The organism is Sinorhizobium terangae (genome assembly GCF_029714365.1).
Classification (GTDB): Bacteria; Pseudomonadota; Alphaproteobacteria; order Rhizobiales; family Rhizobiaceae; genus Sinorhizobium; species Sinorhizobium terangae.
Window position 1 is genome coordinate 1,469,034 of sequence record NZ_CP121660.1, and the last position, 22,207, is coordinate 1,491,240.

The following is a 22,207-nucleotide window of genomic DNA, read 5'->3' on the forward strand; positions in this document are numbered from 1 at the left end:
AAGCGTGTCGCGGCTGGGAGGAAATCAGATGATTCACTGGAGGATCGGAACGGCTGCGCTTCTGAGTGCAGCATTGGCGGCCGGCAGTGCGGCCTTCCTTGCAGCAACACCCCTGTTGGCGCAAGAAACTGTGAAGCTTGAGCTCTGGTCGCGCCAGGATCCGTCGGGGCCACTGCGCCCAGGCAATGTGGTCAAGGCTGCCGAGCGGTTGAACAAGGAGCTCGAGGCCGAGGGCTCGCCCAAGCGCGTCGAGGTTGCCGTGCGCGAGAGCCCCGCTAAGGGTTTCGACGACGATGCACTGCAGCTTCTCAAGGTATTTGGCATCGGCGAGGGCCCCGATATCTTCATCGCAGCGCACGAATGGATCTGTGCCTTCCAGGAGGATGGCTTCGTTCTCAAGCTCGATGATTACATCGCGAAATACCCTCAGCACTTCGGCACGATCTTTCCGTCGCTCTGGTCATCGGCGAAATGTCCCGACGGCATTTATGCTATTCCGCAGGACGCCGAGGCGAGAATGTTCTTCTACAACAAGAAGCTCCTGCGCGAGGCCGGCTACGACGCTGCCTTCGTCGACGCCATGCCGGAGCGGGCGCTGTCGGGCGACCTGACGATGGACGAGGTGCTGGAGATCGCCAAGAAGGTCGTCGACAACACGAAGGCTCAGTACGGCGTGCTTCACCGGCCGAACAAGGGGCCGGACTACATCATGGTCTTCAACGCCTATGGCAACGACTTCGTCGATCCGGCAACCGGCAAGCTGCTCCTCGAGCGCGACAAGCTTGCTGCCGCCTTCGGCTGGTTCGAGCGCGGGGTGAAGGAAAAGGTCATCCCGGCCAACAATACGGCGATGGAGTTCGACGCGCTGCGCAAGGAATTCTACACCGGCAACGCCGCATTCTGGATGTACGGCATCTGGGACCTCGGCAGCGTCGCGTTCCCGACCTACGGGTTGCCGCAGGACGAGAAGGCATTCTTCGCGGATTGGGGCTGGATCACCGGTCCGGCACCCCAGAAGGGCGGCGCGCCGGTCAGTCTGACGCACCCGATCGTCTATGCGATCGCGGCCGACACAAAGGAGCCGGAACTCGCCGTCCGCCTGCTTGGCCACGCTTCAGCGGTCGATCTCAACACCGATCATGCGGTCACAACGACGCATCTCGGCATCAAACCCGAGCAACTCGAGGACCCGCGCTATGCCAAGGCCTGGCCGCTCGCCAGGGCAACGGAACTGCTCAAGATCACCAAGTTCCTGCCCAACAACTCGCAGTTTGGCGAGCTTAACGGCATCATCTTTGCCGGAATTCAAGGCATAGAGTCCGGGCGGCTGTCGGCTGAGCAAGCGGCCGATTTCGTCATCGAAGAGGCATCGGCGACCCTCGAAGACGTGACCGTCAAATAGGTCCGGGCGGTCTCGTCGGCACGGCGCACGGGTCGACGGTTGCGAGACGGCCTCCGTGCGGGACAAACGATGACGACGATAAGAGATGAACTCACGATCGAGCGACGCGGCCGTGCGGGATCGGCGGTCCGCAGGCGCACGAACTTCGTGCTCTTTCTCGGTCCCGCGATCGTCCTCACAGTCCTCTTCTTTCTCGTCCCAGTGATCATCGACATCACTGTGTCGTTCACCGACCTCAGCCGCTCGCTCCGCATCAGCGAGTTCACCATGGAGCAGTACGAGAAGGTTTTTAGAACCGATCGCCGCTTGTCACAGGTCATCGGACTAACGTTCGTCTATGTCTTCGGCACGCTGGCGATCTTCAACGTGACCTTTGGCCTGATCCTCGCCATCACCACCACCGCGATCAGGAATATTTCCGGCAGTTTCTTCCGAGGTGTGTGGCTGCTGCCGCGGATGAGCCCGTCGGTCCTCTACATCCTACTCTGGCTGTGGGCGGTGAGCCCCACCGAAGCCGGCCTCGTAAACCAGGTGCTCATGCAGGCGTTCGGCCTCGACGCGCCGCTCGACCTTCTGACCTCGGCGCCGATTGCGCTCATCATCATCTCGAACGGCTTCATCGGCGCTTCGATGGGCATGATCATATTCACCGCCGCGATCCGCGGAATCCCCGAGCACCTGTTCCACGCCGCGGCGGTGGACGGCGCCGGAACGTTCGCAAGGGTCCGCTTCATCACCCTGCCGGCGTTGCGTTGGCCGATCAGCTTCGTCACGATCTATCAAACGCTCTCGCTGCTGGTCAGCTTCGAATACATCCTGCTGCTCACCAAGGGCGGTCCATTTTACGACACCACTGTCTATGCGCTCTACGTGTACCGTCGCGCCTTCGAGAGCGGCCAATACGGCTACGGAGCCGCGCTGGCGCTCTTTCTCATCGTGATTGGCGTCGTCGTCGCGCTCATAGGCTGGCGCTTCTTCGACATGGAGCGCCTGCTGCAGCGGCCGCGTATCGAGGTGCATTGAGATGGCGGCGCAAGCAGCGATCGATTGGGATGCATTGGCCGCGCGGGCGCGGACCGCCCGACGCACCAAGGCGGTCGTCCTCTATGCCTTCCTGATCGCCGTGTCCCTGCCGATCATCCTCCCCTATTTCTGGCTCGTCACCATCGCCTTCTCGGCCAAAACCGGCGTCGCCGACACGGCGGTTCTGTGGCGCTCGATGGCCGTGGTCATTCCCGCCGTCGTCGCCTTCTGGCTCACGGCCGCGCTCGCGCAAAGCCGGCGCCAGTTGTGGGTCGGCCTTGCCGCAGTCGCGGCAATCGCTATCGTCGCCTTCGCCCTGCTGGTCGGCCCCGACCTCCACCTCGGGAATTTCATCTTCCTGTGGGAACCGGACTTCGCTTCGGTCGTGCGGTCGCGGATCGGGGAAGTCAAAGGAGCGGTCCAGTTTCCCAACGTCTGGCATGCCTTCGGCAACTCGATCCTGATCGCCGGCGCGCAGACGACAATCGTCGTTACCGTCGCCTCGTTGGCAGCCTACTACTTGTCGCGCTTTCAGTTCCCCGGCCGCTCCTCGATGCTGCGCTCGCTCCTGGTGCTCCACGCATTCCCCGTGCTAACGCTGATCGTACCGATGTTCCTGATGCTTTACTGGATCGGGCTCCTCGACACGCTTTCCGGCGTCATAATTGTGCTTGTCGCATTCGAGCTGCCATTTGCGATTTTCATCATGAAGGGCTTCTTCGACGCCGTGCCGTGGGACATCGAGATGAGCGCGCTGACCGACGGCGCGTCACGGCGGCAGGCATTTGTGAGCGTGGTGCTGCCGCAGGTGAGGAACGGTATCCTTGCTATCGCAGTCTTCACCTTCATCCGCGGGTGGGAAGAGTACATCTTCGTGTTCACGTTCCTGATCAGGAACAGCAATTGGACGATGAGCCTTTACATGTACTGGGTGCGCGATGATGTCATGGGCGTCGACTATGGCGTCGTCTCTGCGGTCGGCGTCTTCTACCTTGTCCCGAGTCTCATCCTTTATATGGCCGCGCAGCGCTATCTCATGCAGATGTCGATCGGCGGCGTGAAGGGCTGACGACGATGGCGAAGATTGAGTTCCGCAACGTGGTGAAGCGCTTCGGCGCGGTCGAGGTGATCCCGGATATGAACCTCGTCATAGAGGACGGCGAATTCGTCGCGCTTCTCGGCCCCTCCGGCTGCGGCAAGTCAACGAGCCTGTTCATGCTCGCGGGCATCTATCTTCCAAGCGGCGGCGAGCTCCTCTTCGACGGGCATGTGGTTAACGAGGTAGAGGCACGCGACCGCAATGTCGGCATCGTCTTTCAATCCTACGCACTCTACCCGCACATGAGCGTACGCGACAACATCCTGTTTCCGCTGCGCTTCAAGAAAACGCCGCGCGACGAAGCGCTTGCCCGGGTGAAGGCCGCCGCGGACCTTGTCCGGGTCGAGGAACTGTTGGACCGTCGCCCCAGCGAGCTTTCCGGCGGTCAGCAGCAGCGCGTCGCCCTTGCGCGCGCCCTGGTGAAGGAGCCTAAGCTTCTGCTCCTTGACGAGCCGCTCTCCAATCTCGACGCTTCGCTCCGCCTTTCGATGCGGACCGAGATCAAATCGCTGCATGCGCAGCTCGGCGTCACGACCGTCCTCGTTACGCATGATCAGATCGAGGCGACGACGATGGCCGATCGCATCATCTGCATGCGCGCCGGCCGGATCGAGCAAGTCGGGACGCCGGACGACCTCTATCTCAAGCCATCGAGCCTGTTCGTCGCCAGCTTCATCGGCTCCCCGCCCATCAACCTCATTGCCGGCGAAGCCGATGGCGGAACGGTCACCGTGAATGACGTCAGATTTCCGGTCGAGGGCGCATTAGGGTCGGTGACTGTCGGGCTGCGGCCGGAACACCTCAGATTTGGCAACACCGGCTTTGCCGGCCGTATCGCCCAGATCGAGCCGATGGGCCGCGAGATCCTTTATGTCGTCGAGACCGGCATGGGCGCCGTTCGCGTGCTCGAACAGGGTTCCGCGGCCGGGCACTCGACAGGCGAAAAGGTACGGATCGGTTTTCAGCCCGAGAATTCGCTCGTCTTCGAGACGAAGGGACAAAAACTCATCGCCGGCGCGCATGTCCGTGCACCCATTTGACAGAATCGAGCGGCAGCCGCTCGAAGGAGAAGGACGCACGGTGACAGCCTTTGATATAAACAATCGGACACCGACCACGCCGGTGGCGGTCGAGGGCCCTTACGGCCCTATCCGGCTCAAGTGGCACAAGCTGCGCAGGCAGCCCACCCAAGCGCCCTTCATACGCTCCAATCTCGCCCTCGGCTGGCAGCTCGGCGCGAGCCTCGAGATCGACATGCTCGCCACCGCCGATGACCGCTTCGCCGTCCTTCACGATCCGACACTCGGCCCTTCGACGACCGGCCGCGGACATGTTTCGCGCACGCCGATCGCATCGATGAGCGGGCTTTTCCACCGGGATGCCGACGGCGACCCCGACCCCGATGCGCCGGTGCTATCGCTCGCCGAACTGGTGGTTCCGCTGCGACGGCTGCCGAGAGCGCCGTCGGCAAACCTTCAGCTCGACCTCAAGCTGCTCGAACGGCACGCGCTTCCGGATTCGGCGGTCGCGGATGCGGCAGCCGCCGTCGCCGGGCTGGCGGATGCCATCGTCGTCGGGTCGCATCATCTCGATGAGGCACGTCGCCTCGTCGCCGCCATTCCCGGCGCCCGGCTCGGCTACGACCCGATGTTGGCGGTGTCCCGCCAACCGGCTCTCCGCGACCCGGAGCGGCTCCTGCGCCACATGGAACGGCACAGGACCGGCGTGAGCCTCGCCTATCTCCGGTTCGACGCCATTGTTGCCGCGGAAACCCAAGGCTTCCCGCTCGTTCAGCGCCTGTTGGACCTCGGGATCGAGACAGATGCCTGGACGGTCAACCCCGGTCCGGCCATCAGCGACGCCACGCTGCGTACGCTCGTGGAAGCGAAAGTGCGTCAGATCACGACGGATGCTCCGAGCGAAATCTTCCGCCTAATTCGATCGTGTTGACGCGGATGCCGCCCGCCTGGGTGCCTCTTACGCGGGGTCTCAATCGACTGCCGAGACAAGAAGTGCTGCAGTTGTGGTCGCAAACGTCACTCGGTCCGATCGGTGCGGATCACGACCAATCGGTCGGCGCCGGACTCGGGTAGCCAGACCTCTCCCTTCCGGCCGTTTATCTGGCGGACATCGGCGCCTTCCTGAGACTTGGGGAAAGGTGGTGAATTTCTCTGTACGTGGATCGAAAGCGTGGATCGCATTCCCGCCAAAATCCGAGAGCCAGACAACATCGCGCTCGTCCACATAGACCGCGTAGACGCGCGGATTGTCGCCCGGCACCCGCCAGGCGTTCCAGCTCCTGTCGCGCGGATCATACATTGACACCTGCCCCGAGTTCCATTCGGAGATCCAGAGCCGCCCCTGGCTGTCTGACCAGACGCGGCGCGCGCCTTGGTTCTTGGTCGGGGGCTCGATCACTTCGGCTTCGCCCCATCGCGGTCGATCCTTGCCAAATAACTGCCGGCCAGCGACACGAAATAGACTTCTCCGTCCGGGGTCGCAGCAATGCCGTACGGACCGCGCCCCTCCGGAGCCTCGAAGAGTTTCATGTCGCCCGTCGCGGGATCGAGCCTCCCGTATATTCCGTTCTGTCCCGTGAACCAGAACGCCGATGCCGCGCGACCGATCGTCTTCCAGGTCGCGCACGAGCTATTCTCAGTACATTATGATGAAGATGGCACGCTCTCTGGTCTTCGGGCGTGTCATCGCCGGCCGCGCCGTCTCCGCTGGATTATCTGACGTCTCTCTGCTGCCGGCCAGCGCGGCGGAGCTTTCTCTTCCTCGCGCCCTCCTCGGATCGCCTCCACCTTTGCCGACCCGTCGCACGGCTGGCGTCCGAGTGACCACCGAAGATTTGGCTGCCATGCCGCCAAAAACATAATTTTCCGCCGCCTCGGCATCAACACTCGATGCATGCTGCTCGCGTTCCTCCACTAGCGTTGGGTTCAAGCCCATGCCGAGGACGCGCGATGACACTCAGCTTTGATCCGGACAGTCTCTCCTTGCCCATCGGGCACTTCATCGGCGGTCGACTGGTGCCGGCCGAAGGTGTCATCGACATGCAACGCCCCTCCGATGGCAAGCCTTACGCAGGCTGCCCGCTTGCAGATGAGGTGCTCGTCGACCGCGCCGTCGCAACTGCCAAGAAGGCGCTCAAGGCGAGCAACTGGGGCGGCGTACGGCCGCGCGAGCGCACAGTCGTGCTGCAGCGCTGGGCAGACCTGATCGAAAGCGAGGCGGAAACCCTCGCCAGGCTCGAGGCGCTTTCCTCAACCCGGCCCGTTGGTCATCTCGTCGCCGGCGACATTGCTGTCAGCGCCGAGCAGATTCGCTTCTTCGCGGAATTCGCCGACAAAGAAGGAAGCAATCTCGTGCCGACCGACGACGCCAGCCTCGGCATGATCATGACCGAGCCCTATGGCGTCGTCGGTGCCATCACGCCCTGGAACTTTCCCGTTTCCATGGCCGCCTGGAAGCTCGGTCCCGCGCTCGCGGCCGGCAATGCGGTGGTGCTGAAACCCTCGGAAATGACGCCGTTTTCGACCGTCTATCTCGCCGAACTCGCGAACCGCGCCGGCCTGCCAGCCGGCCTCATAAATATCGTGCTCGGCGACGGAGCAGTCACCGGCAATGCCATCACCGGTCACCCGGACATCGCCAAGGTGAGCTTCACCGGCTCGACCGGCGCAGGCTCTGTCATCATGGCCAACATTGCGCGCACCGGCATCAAGCCGATGACGCTGGAGCTCGGCGGCAAGAGCCCACAACTGGTCTTCGCCGATGCGGATCTCGAAAAGGCGGCGGCGGCGATCGCCCAGAGCATGCTTTCGAATGCTGGCCAGGCCTGCGTCGCCGGCTCCCGCCTGATCGTGGAGGAAAGCATCGCCACCCCACTCGCCGAGGCGATCGTCACGCGCATGAACGCTGCGAGGCCAGGGCCGACCTGGGACGAGGCGAGCGAATACTCGCCGATCATCTCGAAGCGCCAGTTAAACCGCATCCACGGCATCGTCGAGGCGGCCGTCGCAGCGGGCGGCGAATGCCTGTTCGGAGGCGCCCCAATGGATGCGCCAGGCTATTTCTATCAACCGACGCTGATCGCCGTGCGCGACAGCTCCTCGCCAGCGATTACCGAGGAAATCTTCGGGCCGGTCCTCACCCTGCAGACCTTCGCCGACGAGGATGAGGCGCTCGCTCTCGCCGATCACCCGACCTACGGTCTTGCCGCCGGCCTCTTCACCCGCAACCTGTCGCGCGCCCTGCGGCTGACGCAGCGGCTTGAGGCCGGCACCGTCTGGGTCAACCGCTACAGCCGCTCGCGCGACCACATCCTGCCGACCGGCGGCTACAAGCGCTCCGGCATCGGTAAGGATCTCGGCCGCGAGGCGTACCATGCCAACCGCAAGAGCAAGAGCGTGCTCATCAGCCTCTAGGGAGCTTCAATGAAATCCTATTCGATCGCACTCATCCCCGGCGACGGAATCGGCCAGGACGTGACCGATGCGGCCTGGCAGGTTCTGTCCACCGTCGCCAGGCACTCCGGGTTCACGCTCACCAGTACGCCCTTTCCGTGGTCCTGCGCCTTCTACAAGGAGACCGGCGCGATGATGCCGGAGGACGGCCTCGAGACGCTTCGCCGCTTTGACGCGATTCTGCTCGGAGCCGTGGGCTGGCCCGCCGAAGTGCCGGATTCCGTTTCGCTGCACGGGCTGCTGCTGCCGATCCGCAAGGCCTTCATGCAATATGCCAATATTCGCCCGCACCGGCTTCTGCCGGGTGTGCAGGGGCCGCTGAAGGCCGAAGCCTTCGACATACTCTGCATTCGCGAGAATACCGAGGGTGAATATTCCGGAGCCGGCGGCCGCGTGCATCAGGGAACGGCCGACGAGGTCGCGGTTGAGGCCTCGATCTTCACCCGTGCGGGCGTCGAGCGGATCCTGCGCTTCGGCTTCGAGCAGGCGCGTCAACGTCGCGGCAAGCTCGCTTCGGTGACCAAATCCAACGCCCAGAAATTCTCCATGGTGTTCTGGGATGAGATTACGCGAGAGCTCGCTGCCGAATACGCGGATGTCGAGGTGACGAGCTATCACATCGACGCCATGGCCGCGCGCATGGTGATGGCGCCCGAGACACTCGATGTCGTGGTCGCCTCGAACCTCTTCGGAGACACCCTGACCGATCTTGGCGCTGCCATTCAGGGCGGCTTGGGTTTTGCCGCCTCCGCAAACATCAATCCCGACAGGAGTGCCCCTTCGATGTTCGAGCCGGTGCACGGCTCCGCTCCGGACATCGCCCATCTTGGGATCGCAAACCCCATCGCTGCCATTTGGTCCGGCGCCATGATGATCGACCATCTCGGACAACAAGATGCCTCGCGAAGGGTCATGGCCGCGCTCGAAAGAACGACGACCCGCGGCATCGGCACGGTGCCGGGGAGAGACAGAACCGAAACCATCGCGGCGGCGGTACTTGCCGCGCTCGACTGAGGAGGAACAGCAGATGAAGTTGAAGGATAAGGAACTTTTCCGGCAATCGGGCCTGATCGGCGGTGAGTGGATCGGCGCGGCATCAGGCGACGTCGTCGAGGTCATAGATCCGGCCAGCCAGGCCGTCCTCGGTACCGTGCCGGACATGGGAACGGCCGAGACCCGGGCGGCGATCGACGTTGCCAGTGCCGCTTTCGGGCCCTGGAAGAAGAAGACGCATGCCGAGCGCGCCGCGCTACTGGAGCGCTGGTACGCGCTGATGATCGAAAAACTCGAGGACCTGGCGCTGCTGCTGACCTTGGAGCAGGGTAAGCCGCTCGACGAGGCACGCGGCGAGATCCGCTACGGGGCTGCCTTCGTCAAATGGTTCGCCGAGGAAGCGCGCCGCATCGGCGGACACACCATCCCCTCGCCGACGCCGGACCGCCGCATCGTCGTGCTCAAAGAAGCGGTCGGCGTCTGCGCCATCGTCACGCCTTGGAATTTCCCGAACGCGATGATCACCCGCAAGGTGGCACCCGCATTGGCCGCAGGCTGTACGGTTGTCATCAAGCCTTCGGAATTCACACCCTTTTCTGCGGTCGCCCTCGGCGTGCTCGCCGAGCGTGCCGGTATTCCGGCCGGCGTCATCAACATCGTCACCGGTATGCCAACGGCGATTGGTAACGAGTTCATGGCGAACGAGACGGTGCGCAAGATCTCGTTTACCGGCTCGACGCGCGTTGGCTCGCTGCTGATGCGCGGTGCCGCAGACAGCGTCAAGCGGCTCTCCCTCGAACTCGGCGGCAATGCCCCCTTTATCGTCTTCGATGACGCCGATCTCGATCTCGCTGTTGAAGGCGCGATCGCCTCGAAGTTCCGCAATGGCGGCCAGACCTGCGTCTGCGCCAACCGTATCCTGGTGCAGGCCGGAGTCTACGACGCCTTCGCAGAGAAGCTTGGCGTCCGCGTCAACGCCATGAAGGTCGGTCCAGGCACCGAGCCCGGCATGGCGATCGGCCCGATGATCAACGAAGCGGCGATCGAAAAGATAAACCGCCATGTCGAGGACGCGCTTGCCAAGGGGGCTAAGGTTGCGGCGAAAGGCAGGTCACCGGAGGGTCGGCAATACGCCGCCCCGATCGTGCTGACGGGTGCCACTACCGACATGCTGCTCGCCAGCGAAGAGACCTTCGGCCCTGTTGCTCCGCTCTTCCGTTTCGAGGCGGAAGAGGAGGCGATCGCGATCGCCAACGACACGCCCTTCGGCCTAGCTGCCTATTTCTACACGGAAAGCCTGAAGCGCGCCTGGCGCGTCGGGGAAGCGCTGGAGTTCGGCATGATCGGACTCAACACCGGCGCCATCTCCACCGAAGTCGCCCCCTTTGGCGGCGTCAAGCAATCCGGCCTCGGCCGCGAGGGCGCCCAGGTCGGTATTGAGGAATATCTCGAGATGAAGAGCTTTCATATCGGCGGGCTGGGATAGCCGTCGGTTCTCGGCGCATCGCCTCACCCGTCTGCCGACATCTACCAGTGTCAGCATGATGATCCTGCCGGGCGGTCGAACACTGCCCGGCATTCGTTTGTCGGCCGGGCGTCTCTAGACTGGTTGTAGCGCCTGTGCGGGTAGGTAAAGCAAGGGTGATGGTTTAAACTCACTGAGGAGTCTGCGTGATCTGGCATAGGCATCTTCAGGGGTAATCCAGAAGGCGTGAACATGTGCCGGGAAAGCGCATGCGGATATGCCCCTCGCGGTAGCTACTGGATCCTGTCCAGCATCTTGTAATACATGCCGACGAGCGGCAGGAACCAGGGCTTGCCGAAATGCCCTGGCACAGCCGGCCATTCGAGACCTCTTAGCGGATTGCGGTCCGGCCGGTCGAGGATCGCGTCCGCAATGATCATCCCGAGATGCGTCGAAAGCTGCGCGCCGTGGCCGGAATAGCCCATGGCGTACCAGACGCCATCGTGATAGCCGGCGCGGGGGAAGCGGTCCTTGGTCATGTCGACGAGACCGCCCCAGCAATAGTCGATCTCGGTATTGGCGAGCTGCGGAAAGATCTCGGCAAGACTCGCCGTGAGGATCGCGCCACTTTTCGCGTCCGAGCGCTGGTCGGATGTCGCCGAGAAGCGGGCGCGGCCACCGAAGATCAGCCGCTTGTCGGGTGAAAGCCTGAAATAATTGCCGATGTTCATCGACGTGACGCAGGTGCGGTTACCCGGCATTGTCGCTGCGATCTCCGCCTTTGTCAGCGGTCGGGTGGCGATGATGAAGCTGCCGACCGCGATGATGCGGCGGCGGAAATAACCGAAGGTCGAAGGCGTATAGGCGCCGGTGGCGACAAGAACCGCATCCGCGGTGACGCTGCCGCGCGTGGTCTTGAGATGGTGCCGGCCGCCCGTCTGCCGATGCTCCGTGACGGCGGCACTCTCGAAGATCGTCGCGCCGTGGCGCGTTGCCGCATCGGCGAGACCGACGACATAGCGGCCCATATGCATCATCGCGCTCTTCTTCGAGAGCATGGCGCCGAAGAAAGGCGCGCCGACTTCCTGCTTCAGGTCGTCGGCGCTGAGAAGCGCGGTATCGGGGTCGACCTCCGCGTGCACGGCTTCGAAGTTGCGGGCGATGGCGTCGAAATGCTGTGGTTTCGAGGCGAGCTTCAGTTTGCCGGCGCGCCGGAAACTGCAGTCGATTCCCTCCTCGGCGATCAACGACTCGATCGTGTCGATCGAGTCGTCGAGCGCCCTGTAAAGGGCGATAGCCCGTTCCTTGCCGAGTTCCGCCTTGGCCGCCTGATAGCTATGCGCAAGTCCGTTGTTGAGGTGCCCGCCATTGCGGCCGGAGGCACCCCAGCCAACCCTCTCCGCCTCCAGCACGACGACCTTGGCGCCAGCCTTGGCGAGCTGCCGAGCAGCAGCGAGGCCGGTGAAGCCGCCGCCAATCACTGCGACGTCGTAATGGCCCCCGACCGGACCCTGGGCAGCCCCGGCAAAGGCCGGGGCGGTGTCGTGCCAGTAGGACAGGAATTTCATGGCGAACGCGCCTTCTCTTAGAGCCCGACGACGCCCGGCAGGCCGGAGATACCGGTGATCTCCACGTAGCCGTAATAGGGATTGGCCGGCTCGTGGCCGCGATTGACCCAGACCTTGTTTTTGATGCCGAGGTCATGCGCCGACATCAGGTCATAGCGGAAGGAGGACGAGCAGTGAAGAATGTCCTCCGGACCGCAGCCGAGCATGTCGAGCATGTATTCGAACGCCTTGAAACGCGGCTTGTAAGCCTGGGCCTGTTCGGCAGTGTAGACGGCGTGGAAGGGAGCGCCCAGCTTTTCGACGTTCGACATGATCTGCGAGTTCATCGCATTCGAGAGAATGACCAGAGGAATCTCTTTTGCGACCTTGGCGAGACCGGCAGGCACGTCGGGATGCGGACCCCAACTCGGGACGCGCTCATAGACCACGCGCGCCGCTTCCTCGCGGAATTTTATGCCATTGCGCTTGCAGGTCCGTTCGAGCGAATTGTGCACGACCTCCGCATAGGGCTTCCAGTCGCCGAGGATCTCGTCGAGGCGATAGGCGGCGAAATTCTTGATGAACTCCGCCATGCGCGGCTCGTCGAGTTGTTCGCCGTAGAGGTCGCGCGCCGCTTCCGCCATCTGGAAGTTGGTCAGCGTGCCATAGCAGTCGAAGGTGATGTATTTCGGCCGGAAGGTCGACATGTGAACTATCCTTGAAAGAGCGGGACCAGGGTTTACGTGTAAGATCATAGGCGCCAGCTCATTCCTCGGCTCACCTGATTTCGCAACGGTCGAAGCAGAATCTATCGTATCCAAAGTCGGCTTTGGCAGAAGGTTGCGAGCGTTGCCCGCCGCCCTGCTTCTTGCCGCGCACATTTCGCATCCGCTCCTGCCTGCCAGCATAAGATGCGGCAGCCCGCGAGAGCAAAGCTATAAGATATCGCGCGGGCCGCAGCCTTCAGACGATCTGCCGGCCACCACTCCTGCAGACTTCAGGGCAGGAAATGAAGGACATCTACATGCAGACAAATCAGATCGAGATCACTGCCTTCGGTACCGAGCATCTGGAAGCCGCCGTCAGGCTCTCCCGGCAGGCCGGCTGGCCGCATCGCCTGGAGGATTGGCAGATGGCGCTCGCCTTGAGCGAAGGCGTGGTGGCTATCGAGGATGCCCGGGTCGTCGGCACTGTGCTCGTCACGCCCTATAAGGCGAACTGCGCGACGATCAATATGGTCATCGTCGACGAGACGATGCGCGGCCGCGGTCTCGGCCGGACGCTCATGGACGCCGCGCTGCGGATCGCCGGCGATCGACCGCTGCGGCTCGTGGCGACCGCCGAGGGGTTGGCGCTCTATGAGAAACTTGGCTTTCAGGAGACCGGGCGCGTGCTGCAGCACCAGGGTGTGGTCGGCGCCGTCGCCGCGCCGCGGGGGATCGAGAGCGCAACCGCTGCCGACATCGACGCTATCGCGGCGCTCGACCGCCGCGCATTCGGCGCCGACCGCAAAGGATTGGTCGCTTATCTCGCCAGAGCCGGTGAATTCGCCATCCGCCGCCGTGAAGGCCGTGTCTCGGGTTTCGCGGCGATACGCCCGTTTGGCCGCGGCGAGGTCATCGGGCCGGTCGTTGCCGCCGACCTTGATGATGCCAAGGCGCTTGTCGCGCATTTCATTGCCGCACGGCCTGGCCGGTTCCTCAGAGTGGACACCACGGCCGCCACCGGCCTCGCGCCCTGGCTTGCCGAACTGGGAATGGCCCATGTCGGCGGCGGCATCGCCATGATGAAGCCGCCGATCCGCCGATCCGCCGATCCCATCGCTAACACCTTTGCCCTCGCCAACCAGGCGCTCGGCTGATCCGGAGATTTTTGATGTACAGCAACTCTCTCATCGAACTCGATCGCGCCCACCTCATCCATCCGGTCGCCTCCTATCGCAGCCACGAAAAGCTCGGCGTGCGCGTGCTCGCCTCTGCCAAGGGCGCGACGGTTACCGACGCTTCGGGCAAGCAGCTGATCGACGGTTTCGCCGGCCTCTGGTGCGTCAATGCCGGCTACGGACATGAGAGCATCGTCGAGGCGGCGGCAAAGCAGATGCGTGAACTGCCCTACGCGACGGCCTATTTCGGCCTCGGTTCGGAGCCGGCAATCCGCCTCGCTTCGGAACTCGCCGAACGCGCGCCAGGCGATCTCAACCATGTCTATTTTACGCTAGGCGGCTCCGATGCCGTCGACAGTACGATCCGCTTCATCCGCTACTATTGGATTGCCCGTGGCGAGCCGCAGCGCGATCAATTCATCTCGGTCGAACAGGGCTATCACGGCTCCTCGACGGTCGGCGCCGGGCTGACCGCGCTGCCGGCCTTCCATGCCGGCTTCGGCATTCCTTTCGACTGGCAGCACAAGATCCCGTCGCATTATGCCTACCGCAATCCGGTGGGTGAGGCTCCGCAGGCGATCATCGACGCCTCGCTCGCCGCGCTGAGGCGCAAGGTCGAGGAAATCGGCCCCGAACGGGTCGCCGCCTTCTACGCCGAGCCGATCCAGGGCTCGGGCGGCGTGCTGGTGCCGCCCAAGGGCTGGATGAAGGCGATGCGCGAACTCTGCCGCGAGCTCGGCATCCTGTTCGTTGCAGACGAGGTGATCACTGGCTTCGGCCGCACTGGCCCGCTCTTCGCCTGCGAGGAGGACGAGATCGTGCCGGATTTCATCGCCACGGCGAAGGGGCTTACCTCCGGCTATGTTCCGATGGGCGCGGTGTTCATGGCCGACCATGTCTATCAGACGATCGCCGACGGTGCCGGCGCTGCCGCCGTCGGCCACGGCTATACCTATTCGGCTCATCCGGTCAGTGCGGCGGTCGGCCTGGAAGTGCTGAAGCTTTACGAAGGCGGTCTGCTGGAAAACGGGCGGAAGGCCGGTGCCCGTCTGATGCAGGGCCTTGAAAGCCTGAGAGACCACCCGCTCGTCGGCGATGTGCGCGGCCGCGGCATGCTGGCCGCCGTCGAGCTCGTCGTCGACAAAGTGAGGAAGACCCCTTTGCCGGCAGCCGCGGAGCCGGCGCGCCGCATCTTCGACCGTGCCTGGGAAAACGGCCTTGTCATCCGTGCCTTCGCCAATGGCGTGCTGGGCTACGCGCCGCCGCTCTGCTGCACCGAAGCGGAGATCGACGCAACCGTCGAGCGCACCCGCCAAACGTTGGACGAGACCTTGGAAGACCTGGATGTTCGCCAGGCTTTGAGGGCCTGATGGACGACTGACGCGATATATCGCGGAACCGCCATATTCGAAATTTTGTGCCGCGCCACGGTGCCCTTTCAGAGACTCCAGCGCGGCACAACTGCCAAACTCAAATCAAGGAAGCGGCCGGATCCCAGCATATGCGGCCTTTCCAGCAAGAGCGGGGGAAAACATCCCGCCGACGGGAACAGAATATTCTTCTTGATGAAGTCGGCGTTCCGGCCTGGGACGCGAAAAAACTGGGGAATCGATGTGTACAGGAGCCTTCCCGAATTCAAATACATGACGTTCGACGTCGTCGGCACGCTGATCGACTTCGAGGGCGGCCTCAAGGATTGCCTTGCCGGCATCGCCGCCGAGGTCCGTGTCGCCATCGATGGCGAGGAGGCGCTCAGCCTCTACCGCGCGGCGCGCTACTCCAAGGACGCCGACCTATTCCCGGACGATCTGGTGCGCGTCTATCTTGAAATCGCGCCGAAGCTCGGCCTTCCGACCGAGCGGAAATATGGCGAGCGTCTCAGGGACTCCGCCGGGAACTGGAGGGCCTTCGGAGACAGCGCCGAAGCGCTGGCGCGCCTTGCGAAGGATTACCGGCTTGTCGCTATGACCAATGCGCGCCGCTGGGCCTTCGATTTCTTCGCCAAGGAACTGGGCGATCCCTTCTACGCCGCCTTCACCGCCGACGATACCGGCACCGAAAAGCCTGATCCCGCCTTCTTTCAGAAGGTTTTCGACTTCATCGGCTCGGAAGGCAATTCGAAGGACGATGTCCTGCATGTCGCCCAGAGCCAGTACCACGACATCGGCATTTCACGGGAGCTTGGGCTGACCAACTGCTGGATCGAGCGACGCCACGCGCAGAAAGGTTACGGCGGCACCATAGAGCCGGCCGAGTTCACCGAGCCCGACTACCACTTCACCTCCATGGCCGACCTCGCCGATGCCGTGGCCGTCGCGCGTAGCTGACCAGTTCACCGGATCGGGTCCAAGCCCACGGAAGACGGGCAGCCCGCCAACAGACGAAAAGGGGAATGACATGAACGACAAGATCACCAATTGGACCAGATCCGACGACGCTATGGTCGAAAACGCCATCCGTCGCGGCGCCACCCGCCGCGAACTGCTGCAGATGATGCTGGCCGGCGGTGTCGCCCTCTCCGCAGGCACCCTCGTGCTCGGCCGAGCCGGTAATGCGGTTGCGGCGACACCGGTTTCCGGCGGCGTGCTCAAGGCAGCCGGCTGGTCATCCTCCACCGCCGACACGCTCGACCCGGCCAAGGCGTCGCTCTCCACCGACTATGTACGCTGCTGCTCCTTCTATAACCGCCTCACCTTCCTCGATAAAAGCGGTACGCCGCAGATGGAGCTGGCCGAAGCGATCGATACCAAAGATGCGAAGACCTGGACAGTCAAGCTTAGGAAGGGCGTCACCTTCCATGATGGCAAGCCGCTAACAGCAGACGACGTGATCTTCTCGCTGAAGCGCCATCTCGATCCATCCGTCGGATCGAAGGTCGCAAAGATCGCCGCGCAGATGACAGGCTTCAAGGCTGTGGACAAGCAGACGGTCGAGATCACGCTTGCCAATCCGAACGCAGACCTGCCGACCATCCTGTCGATGCACCACTTCATGATCGTCGCCGACGGCACCACCGACTTCTCCAAGGGGAACGGCACGGGCGCTTTCGTAAGAGAGGTCTTCGAGCCAGGCGTGCGCTCCGTTGGTATCAAGAACAAGAACTATTGGAAGTCCGGACCGCACGTCGATTCCTTCGAGTATTTCGCGATCAGCGACGACAGCTCGCGCGTGAATGCGCTCCTGTCCGGTGATATCCACTTGGCCGCCACAATCAATCCGCGTTCGATGCGCCTGGTCGAGAGCCAGGGCGATGGCTTCGTGCTCTCGAAGACCACCTCCGGCAACTACACCAATCTCAACATGCGGTTGGACATGGAACCCGGCAGCAAGCGCGACTTCGTCGAGGGCATGAAGTACCTCGTCAACCGCGAGCAGATCGTCAAATCGGCGCTGCGCGGCTTGGGCGAGGTCGGTAACGACCAGCCGGTATCCCCGGCCAACTTCTATCACAATCCCGACCTGAAGCCGCGCGCCTTTGATCCCGAGAAAGCGAAGTTCCACTTCGAGAAGGCCGGCGTGCTGGGACAGTCGATCCCAGTGATCGCATCTGAGGCGGCCAACTCGGCGATCGACATGGCAATGATCATCCAGGCCTCTGCGGCCGAGATCGGCCTGAAGCTCGACGTCCAGCGCGTACCCTCGGACGGTTACTGGGACAATTACTGGCTGAAGGCGCCGGTCCACTTCGGCAATATCAACCCGCGTCCGACGCCGGATATCCTGTTCTCGCTGCTCTACGCCTCGGAGGCTCCGTGGAACGAGAGCCAATACAAATCGGAGAAATTCGATAAGATGCTGATCGAGGCGCGCGGCTCGCTCGACCAGGAGAAGCGCAAGGCGATCTACAACGATATGCAGGTAATGGTCGCCAACGAGGCCGGCACCATCATTCCGGCCTATATCTCCAACGTCGACGCGATCACCGCCAAGCTCAAGGGCTTGGAACCCAATCCGCTTGGTGGGCAGATGGGTTATGCTTTTGCGGAATATGTCTGGCTCGAGGCCTGATTGAGCAACTGGGCTTGGGGGCTGCAGCCGCATCGCTGCGGCCCCTCGGCATTATGGTTCGAAACCTGTCCTGAAAGCCGAGAGGGAGCGCCGTGAACAACCGTGTCCTATCCCTTGTGCTGAGCAGATTGCTCATCGCCGTGATCACCTTGGTGATCGTTTCCTTCGCCGTCTTCTTCGCGACGACACTCCTGCCGGGAGATACCGCGTCGATCCTGCTCGGCCAGGCCGCCACGCCGGAGGCCGTCGAAGGTCTGCGCCAGGCCATGCATCTCGATGAACCGGCAATCTTCCGCTTCCTGCGCTGGATCGTCGGTTTGCTGCAAGGCGACCTCGGTACATCCTATGCTAACGAGATGCCGGTCGCAGATCTGATTGGCGGGCGCCTTGTTAACACGCTGCAGCTCGCCGGCGTCACCGCCCTCTTCTCCGTGCCGATCGCACTCACGCTCGGCATCACGGCAGCGATGCTGCGCGGCTCGCTCTACGACCGCATCGTCACCGTGTTGACCATCGGCGTCATCTCCGTGCCGGAATTCATGATAGCGACCTCAGCCGTGCTGATCTTCGCCGTCTATCTGAAATGGCTTCCGGCGCTCTCCTTCGCCAATGAGGTGACGTCGCTCACGGATCTTCTGCGCATCTATGCCATGCCGGTGATCACGCTCACCTTCGTCATCTCGGCTCAGATGATCCGTATGACGCGCGCGGCAGTGATTGAGACGCTCAACACGCCCTATGTGGAGATGGCGCTGCTCAAGGGCGCCTCCCGGCCACGCATGGTGTTTCGCCATGCGCTACCAAATGCTCTGGGGCCGATTGTCAATGCGGTCGCGCTTTCGCTCTCCTATCTGCTCGGCGGCGTCATTATCGTCGAGACGATCTTCAATTATCCCGGTATTGCCAAGCTGATGGTCGATGCTGTCTCCACGCGCGATCTGCCGCTGATCCAGAGCTGCGCGATGATCTTCTGTCTCGGCTACCTGCTCCTGATCACGACAGCGGACATCATCGCCATCCTTTCCAATCCGAGGCTACGATGACAATGACCCATTCTGAGACCAAGTCTGCCCGGATTTCCGGAACCCGGCTCGGCTATCGCTTCAATATCGTCGGGATGGTCGGCCTTTCGATCATCCTTTGCTGGGCGCTCGTCGCGATCTTCGCGCCGCTGATCATCCCCTACCCGGTCGGGGAAATCATTGACCTCGATTACTTCGGCCCGATGAGCCGCGACTTCTGGCTCGGCTCCGATTACCTCGGCCGCGATATGTTTTCGCGGATTCTGATGGGTGCCCGCTACACCGTCGGCATCTCGCTTGCAGCAGTCACCATCGCCTGTTTCACCGGGGTGGTCCTCGGCATGATCGCAGCGGTCGCCGGCGGGTGGCTCGACACGGTCCTGAGCCGCTTCCTCGACGCCCTCAACTCGATCCCGAGCAAGCTCTTCGGCCTTGTGGTGGTCGCCGCCGTCGGCTCCTCCATTCCGGTGCTGATCCTGACGCTGTCGGTGATCTACATCCCAGGCGCCTACCGCTTCGCCCGCGCGCTTGCCGTAAATATCAACGCGATGGATTTCATCACCGTCGCCCGGATCCGCGGCGAGAGCACGCTTTATCTCATCCGCTCGGAAATCCTGCCGAACATCGTCGGGCCGGTACTTGCCGACCTCGGCATCCGCTTCGTCTTCATCGTTCTCCTGCTCTCCGGCCTCTCCTTTCTCGGCCTTGGCGTCCAGCCGCCCTATGCCGACTGGGGGGCTCTCGTGCGCGAGAACATCGGCGGCCTTCCCTTTGGCGCACCGGCGGTGATGGCTCCCTCCTTTGCGATCGCCAGCCTCACCATCAGCGTGAACCTCCTGATTGACAACCTGCCGCGTAAGATCCGGGATCGGAGCGAATGATGGGTAATCTCGTAGAAATCCGTGACCTGAAGGTCGAAGCCATCACCGATTCCGGCCGCCGCGTCGAGATCATCAACGGCGTCAGCCTCGACATCGCCGAAGGCGAGATCGTGGCGCTGATCGGCGAAAGCGGCTCGGGCAAGACGACGATAGCGCTGACGCTGATGGGATATGCCCGTCCGGGCTGTCGCATTGCCGGCGGCAGCGTCTCGGTGGCTGGAAAGGATATGATGACCCTCAGCGAAAAGCAGCGCGCGAGGGTGCGCGGCACCGAAGTCACCTATGTTCCGCAATCCGCCGCCGCCGCATTCAATCCGGCCGCCACGATCATGGACCAGGTGATCGAGGTCACCCGTATCCACGGGCTCATGGCGGCCGACGAGGCGCGCTCCCGCGCCGTCGGCCTATTCCGCGCGCTGTCGCTGCCCGAGCCCGAGACGATCGGAGGCCGCTATCCGCACCAGGTTTCCGGCGGGCAACTGCAGCGTCTTTCCGCGGCCATGGCGCTTATCGGTGATCCTAAGCTCGTCATCTTCGACGAGCCGACAACGGCGCTCGACGTAACGACGCAGATCGAGGTGCTGCGCGCCTTCAAGTCGGTGATGAAGAAGGGCGGCATTGCCGGCGTCTATGTCTCCCATGACCTCGCGGTGGTCGCCCAGATCGCCGACCGCATCATCGTATTGAAGGGCGGCGAGGTACAGGAGGTCGGCACCACCGAGGAAATCCTCTCGAACGCCAAGCACCCTTACACGCGCGAACTCCTCTCCGCCTTTGAACCAAAGCCCCGGGAGGCTGCCGACACAGCCGAGACCGCCCCGGCTCCGCTTCTGAAGATCGAAAACCTGGTCGCGGGATACGGTCCGTCCCAGAGCGACGGCTTGCCGCTTGTGCGCGCCGTCGAGCATGTCAGTCTCAAGGTGGAGAAAGGGCGCAACCTCGGTATCATCGGCGAGTCCGGTTGCGGCAAGTCGACGCTCGCTCGCACCATCGCCGGCATCTTGCCGGCCGCCGTCGGCAAGATCGTCTTCGACGGCAAGGAACTCGGTCGCAGCGCCCGCGAGCGCTCGCGCGATGAACTACGCGAAATGCAGATCGTCTTCCAATACGCCGATACGGCGCTTAATCCGGCGAAATCCGTCGAGGACATATTAGCCCGGCCACTTACCTTCTATCACGGGATGAATGCCAAGGCGCGCAACGCACGCATCGACGAGCTGCTCGACATGGTGCGCCTGCCTCGCAACCTCCGTCATCGCCGGCCGGGCGAGCTTTCCGGCGGCCAAAAGCAGCGCGTCAACTTCGCCCGGGCGCTCGCCGCCGATCCGAAGTTGATCCTTTGCGACGAGATTACCTCGGCGCTCGACACGGTGGTCGCCGCCGCCGTCATCGAGCTGCTGAAAGAATTGCAGCGCGAGCTCGGTCTCTCTTACATCTTCATCAGCCACGATCTCTCCGTGGTGGAGGCGATCTGCGACGAAATCGTCGTGATGTATGGCGGCAAAAAGGTTGAGGACATCACTCCGGCCAAGGTCAATGCGCCGCACCACCCTTATTCGCAGTTGCTCTTCTCGTCGGTGCCGAAGCTCGATCCCGCCTGGCTCGATGGCCTCGAGCAGGATCCGGAATTGGTCAGGGCCTATTGCCGACGCTGAGCGGCATTGCTTAGCAGAACGCCCCCTCATCCGGCCTGCCGGCCGCGTTCTCCCCGCAAGCGGGGCGAAGGAGGCTCGCGGCAGCCGCACAAGCAAAACGGAGAGAAGGCTACTGCATGTCTCCTGGACCTCGATTGAAGGACAACGACATGCAGAAATTCAAAGTGCTACACTGCCATTTGCGCGTCTGATAAGACGCGCGGCGCTGCAGGTGAGGAAGCTAAAAACCTACATGCGGAACAGGCTGGTCAGCGGCATGTGCGCCTTGACGATCGGCGACTTCAGCACGACGAAGCTGAAATATTTGTCGATGCCCACGTCCATGTCGGTGAGGCGCTCCATGATCGTCTGATATTCGCCGATCCCGGCCGTGACGAATTTCAGAAGATAGTCGTAGCCGCCGGACACCAGATGGCATTCGATCACCTGATCGACCTTGTCTATCGCCGCCAGGAACCGGGCGAAGTCGATCTGCCGGTGGTTCTTCAGCGTGATCTCGGTGAAGACCGTAAGGGTTTGCCCGAGCTTGCTGACGTTGATCTGCGCCGAGTAGCCCTCGATATAGCCCTCCGACTGCAGCTTCTTGACCCGCATCAGGCAAGGACTCGGTGACAGGTTAACCAATTCGGCGAGTTCCACATTGGTGATGCGGCCATTCTTCTGCAGTTCGTACAGAATCTTGATGTCGATCCGGTCGAGTTTCATGGCGCGCCTTCCCCCTTGCTAAGTGGCCAACGGGACAGCAGATTGTGCTGCGA

Annotated in this window: 18 protein-coding genes and 1 pseudogene; 15 read left to right on the top strand and 4 right to left on the bottom strand. The window is 62.7% G+C overall.

The window, feature by feature from the left end; translation table 11 throughout:
• The first annotated feature begins 28 nt into the window (after positions 1 to 28).
• The 5 genes from QA637_RS25455 (at position 29) to QA637_RS25475 (ending at position 5,474) form a co-directional block, all read left to right on the top strand.
• Complete coding sequence (locus tag QA637_RS25455) at positions 29 to 1,402, top strand: ABC transporter substrate-binding protein (RefSeq protein ID WP_153437946.1); 1,374 nt, start codon at positions 29 to 31, stop codon at positions 1,400 to 1,402.
• 69 nt (positions 1,403 to 1,471) lie between these two features.
• Positions 1,472 to 2,425 carry a carbohydrate ABC transporter permease gene (locus QA637_RS25460; protein ID WP_283065483.1) on the top strand — a complete coding sequence of 318 codons (954 nt, stop codon included), beginning with the start codon at positions 1,472 to 1,474 and terminating at the stop codon, positions 2,423 to 2,425.
• A 1-nt stretch (position 2,426) separates the two neighbouring features.
• The gene (locus QA637_RS25465; protein WP_283065484.1) at positions 2,427 to 3,494 is read left to right on the top strand and encodes a carbohydrate ABC transporter permease; all 1,068 of its coding nucleotides are present in this window, start codon (positions 2,427 to 2,429) and stop codon (positions 3,492 to 3,494) included.
• A gap of 5 nt (positions 3,495 to 3,499) precedes the next feature.
• Complete coding sequence (locus QA637_RS25470; protein ID WP_283065485.1) at positions 3,500 to 4,564, top strand: ABC transporter ATP-binding protein; 1,065 nt, start codon at positions 3,500 to 3,502, stop codon at positions 4,562 to 4,564.
• 40 nt (positions 4,565 to 4,604) lie between these two features.
• A complete protein-coding gene (locus tag QA637_RS25475; protein ID WP_283065486.1) occupies positions 4,605 to 5,474 on the top strand; it encodes a glycerophosphodiester phosphodiesterase in 870 nt (289 codons plus the stop codon).
• Between the two features lie 86 nt (positions 5,475 to 5,560).
• On the opposite strand, the pseudogene QA637_RS25480 reads toward QA637_RS25475, so the two are convergent.
• Positions 5,561 to 6,127 (bottom strand): annotated as a pseudogene (locus QA637_RS25480) (Vgb family protein); the annotation flags it as partial.
• Between the two features lie 366 nt (positions 6,128 to 6,493).
• Here QA637_RS25480 and QA637_RS25485 point away from each other — a divergent pair.
• The 3 genes from QA637_RS25485 to QA637_RS25495 are packed head-to-tail and all read left to right on the top strand — an operon-like array spanning position 6,494 to position 10,475.
• Positions 6,494 to 7,957 (top strand): aldehyde dehydrogenase family protein, encoded by a 1,464-nt coding sequence (locus QA637_RS25485; RefSeq protein WP_283065488.1) that lies wholly within the window; start codon positions 6,494 to 6,496, stop codon positions 7,955 to 7,957.
• A gap of 9 nt (positions 7,958 to 7,966) precedes the next feature.
• Positions 7,967 to 9,010 carry a tartrate dehydrogenase gene (locus QA637_RS25490; protein ID WP_283065489.1) on the top strand — a complete coding sequence of 348 codons (1,044 nt, stop codon included), beginning with the start codon at positions 7,967 to 7,969 and terminating at the stop codon, positions 9,008 to 9,010.
• 13 nt (positions 9,011 to 9,023) lie between these two features.
• Complete coding sequence (locus tag QA637_RS25495; RefSeq protein WP_283065490.1) at positions 9,024 to 10,475, top strand: NAD-dependent succinate-semialdehyde dehydrogenase; 1,452 nt, start codon at positions 9,024 to 9,026, stop codon at positions 10,473 to 10,475.
• Between the two features lie 272 nt (positions 10,476 to 10,747).
• Here QA637_RS25495 and QA637_RS25500 read toward each other — a convergent pair whose 3' ends face one another.
• Complete coding sequence (locus QA637_RS25500) at positions 10,748 to 12,022, bottom strand: NAD(P)/FAD-dependent oxidoreductase (protein WP_283065492.1); 1,275 nt, start codon at positions 12,020 to 12,022, stop codon at positions 10,748 to 10,750.
• Between the two features lie 17 nt (positions 12,023 to 12,039).
• Entirely contained in the window at positions 12,040 to 12,708 is a 669-nt protein-coding gene (locus QA637_RS25505) for a haloacid dehalogenase type II (protein WP_283065493.1), read from the bottom strand.
• A 317-nt stretch (positions 12,709 to 13,025) separates the two neighbouring features.
• Between QA637_RS25505 and QA637_RS25510 the strand changes: the two genes are divergently transcribed.
• The 7 genes from QA637_RS25510 (at position 13,026) to QA637_RS25540 (ending at position 21,449) form a co-directional block, all read left to right on the top strand.
• Positions 13,026 to 13,862, top strand: a complete 837-nt coding sequence (locus tag QA637_RS25510; protein WP_283065494.1) for a GNAT family N-acetyltransferase — start codon at positions 13,026 to 13,028, stop codon at positions 13,860 to 13,862.
• A gap of 14 nt (positions 13,863 to 13,876) precedes the next feature.
• The gene (locus QA637_RS25515; RefSeq protein WP_283065496.1) at positions 13,877 to 15,253 is read left to right on the top strand and encodes an aspartate aminotransferase family protein; all 1,377 of its coding nucleotides are present in this window, start codon (positions 13,877 to 13,879) and stop codon (positions 15,251 to 15,253) included.
• Between the two features lie 243 nt (positions 15,254 to 15,496).
• Positions 15,497 to 16,210 carry an HAD-IA family hydrolase gene (locus QA637_RS25520; RefSeq protein ID WP_283065498.1) on the top strand — a complete coding sequence of 238 codons (714 nt, stop codon included), beginning with the start codon at positions 15,497 to 15,499 and terminating at the stop codon, positions 16,208 to 16,210.
• A 70-nt stretch (positions 16,211 to 16,280) separates the two neighbouring features.
• Entirely contained in the window at positions 16,281 to 17,891 is a 1,611-nt protein-coding gene (locus tag QA637_RS25525; RefSeq protein WP_283065499.1) for an ABC transporter substrate-binding protein, read from the top strand.
• Positions 17,892 to 17,983: 92 nt separating this feature from the next.
• Entirely contained in the window at positions 17,984 to 18,934 is a 951-nt protein-coding gene (locus tag QA637_RS25530; protein WP_184108700.1) for an ABC transporter permease, read from the top strand.
• A complete protein-coding gene (locus QA637_RS25535; protein WP_283065502.1) occupies positions 18,931 to 19,794 on the top strand; it encodes an ABC transporter permease in 864 nt (287 codons plus the stop codon). The genes QA637_RS25530 and QA637_RS25535 overlap by 4 nt, the downstream gene beginning before the upstream one ends.
• Positions 19,794 to 21,449 (top strand): ABC transporter ATP-binding protein, encoded by a 1,656-nt coding sequence (locus tag QA637_RS25540; protein ID WP_283067348.1) that lies wholly within the window; start codon positions 19,794 to 19,796, stop codon positions 21,447 to 21,449. The genes QA637_RS25535 and QA637_RS25540 overlap by 1 nt, the downstream gene beginning before the upstream one ends.
• Positions 21,450 to 21,677: 228 nt before the next feature.
• On the opposite strand, the gene QA637_RS25545 is transcribed toward QA637_RS25540, so the two are convergent.
• The gene (locus tag QA637_RS25545; protein ID WP_136508554.1) at positions 21,678 to 22,154 is read right to left on the bottom strand and encodes an Lrp/AsnC family transcriptional regulator; all 477 of its coding nucleotides are present in this window, start codon (positions 22,152 to 22,154) and stop codon (positions 21,678 to 21,680) included.
• Between the last annotated feature and the right edge of the window lie 53 nt (positions 22,155 to 22,207).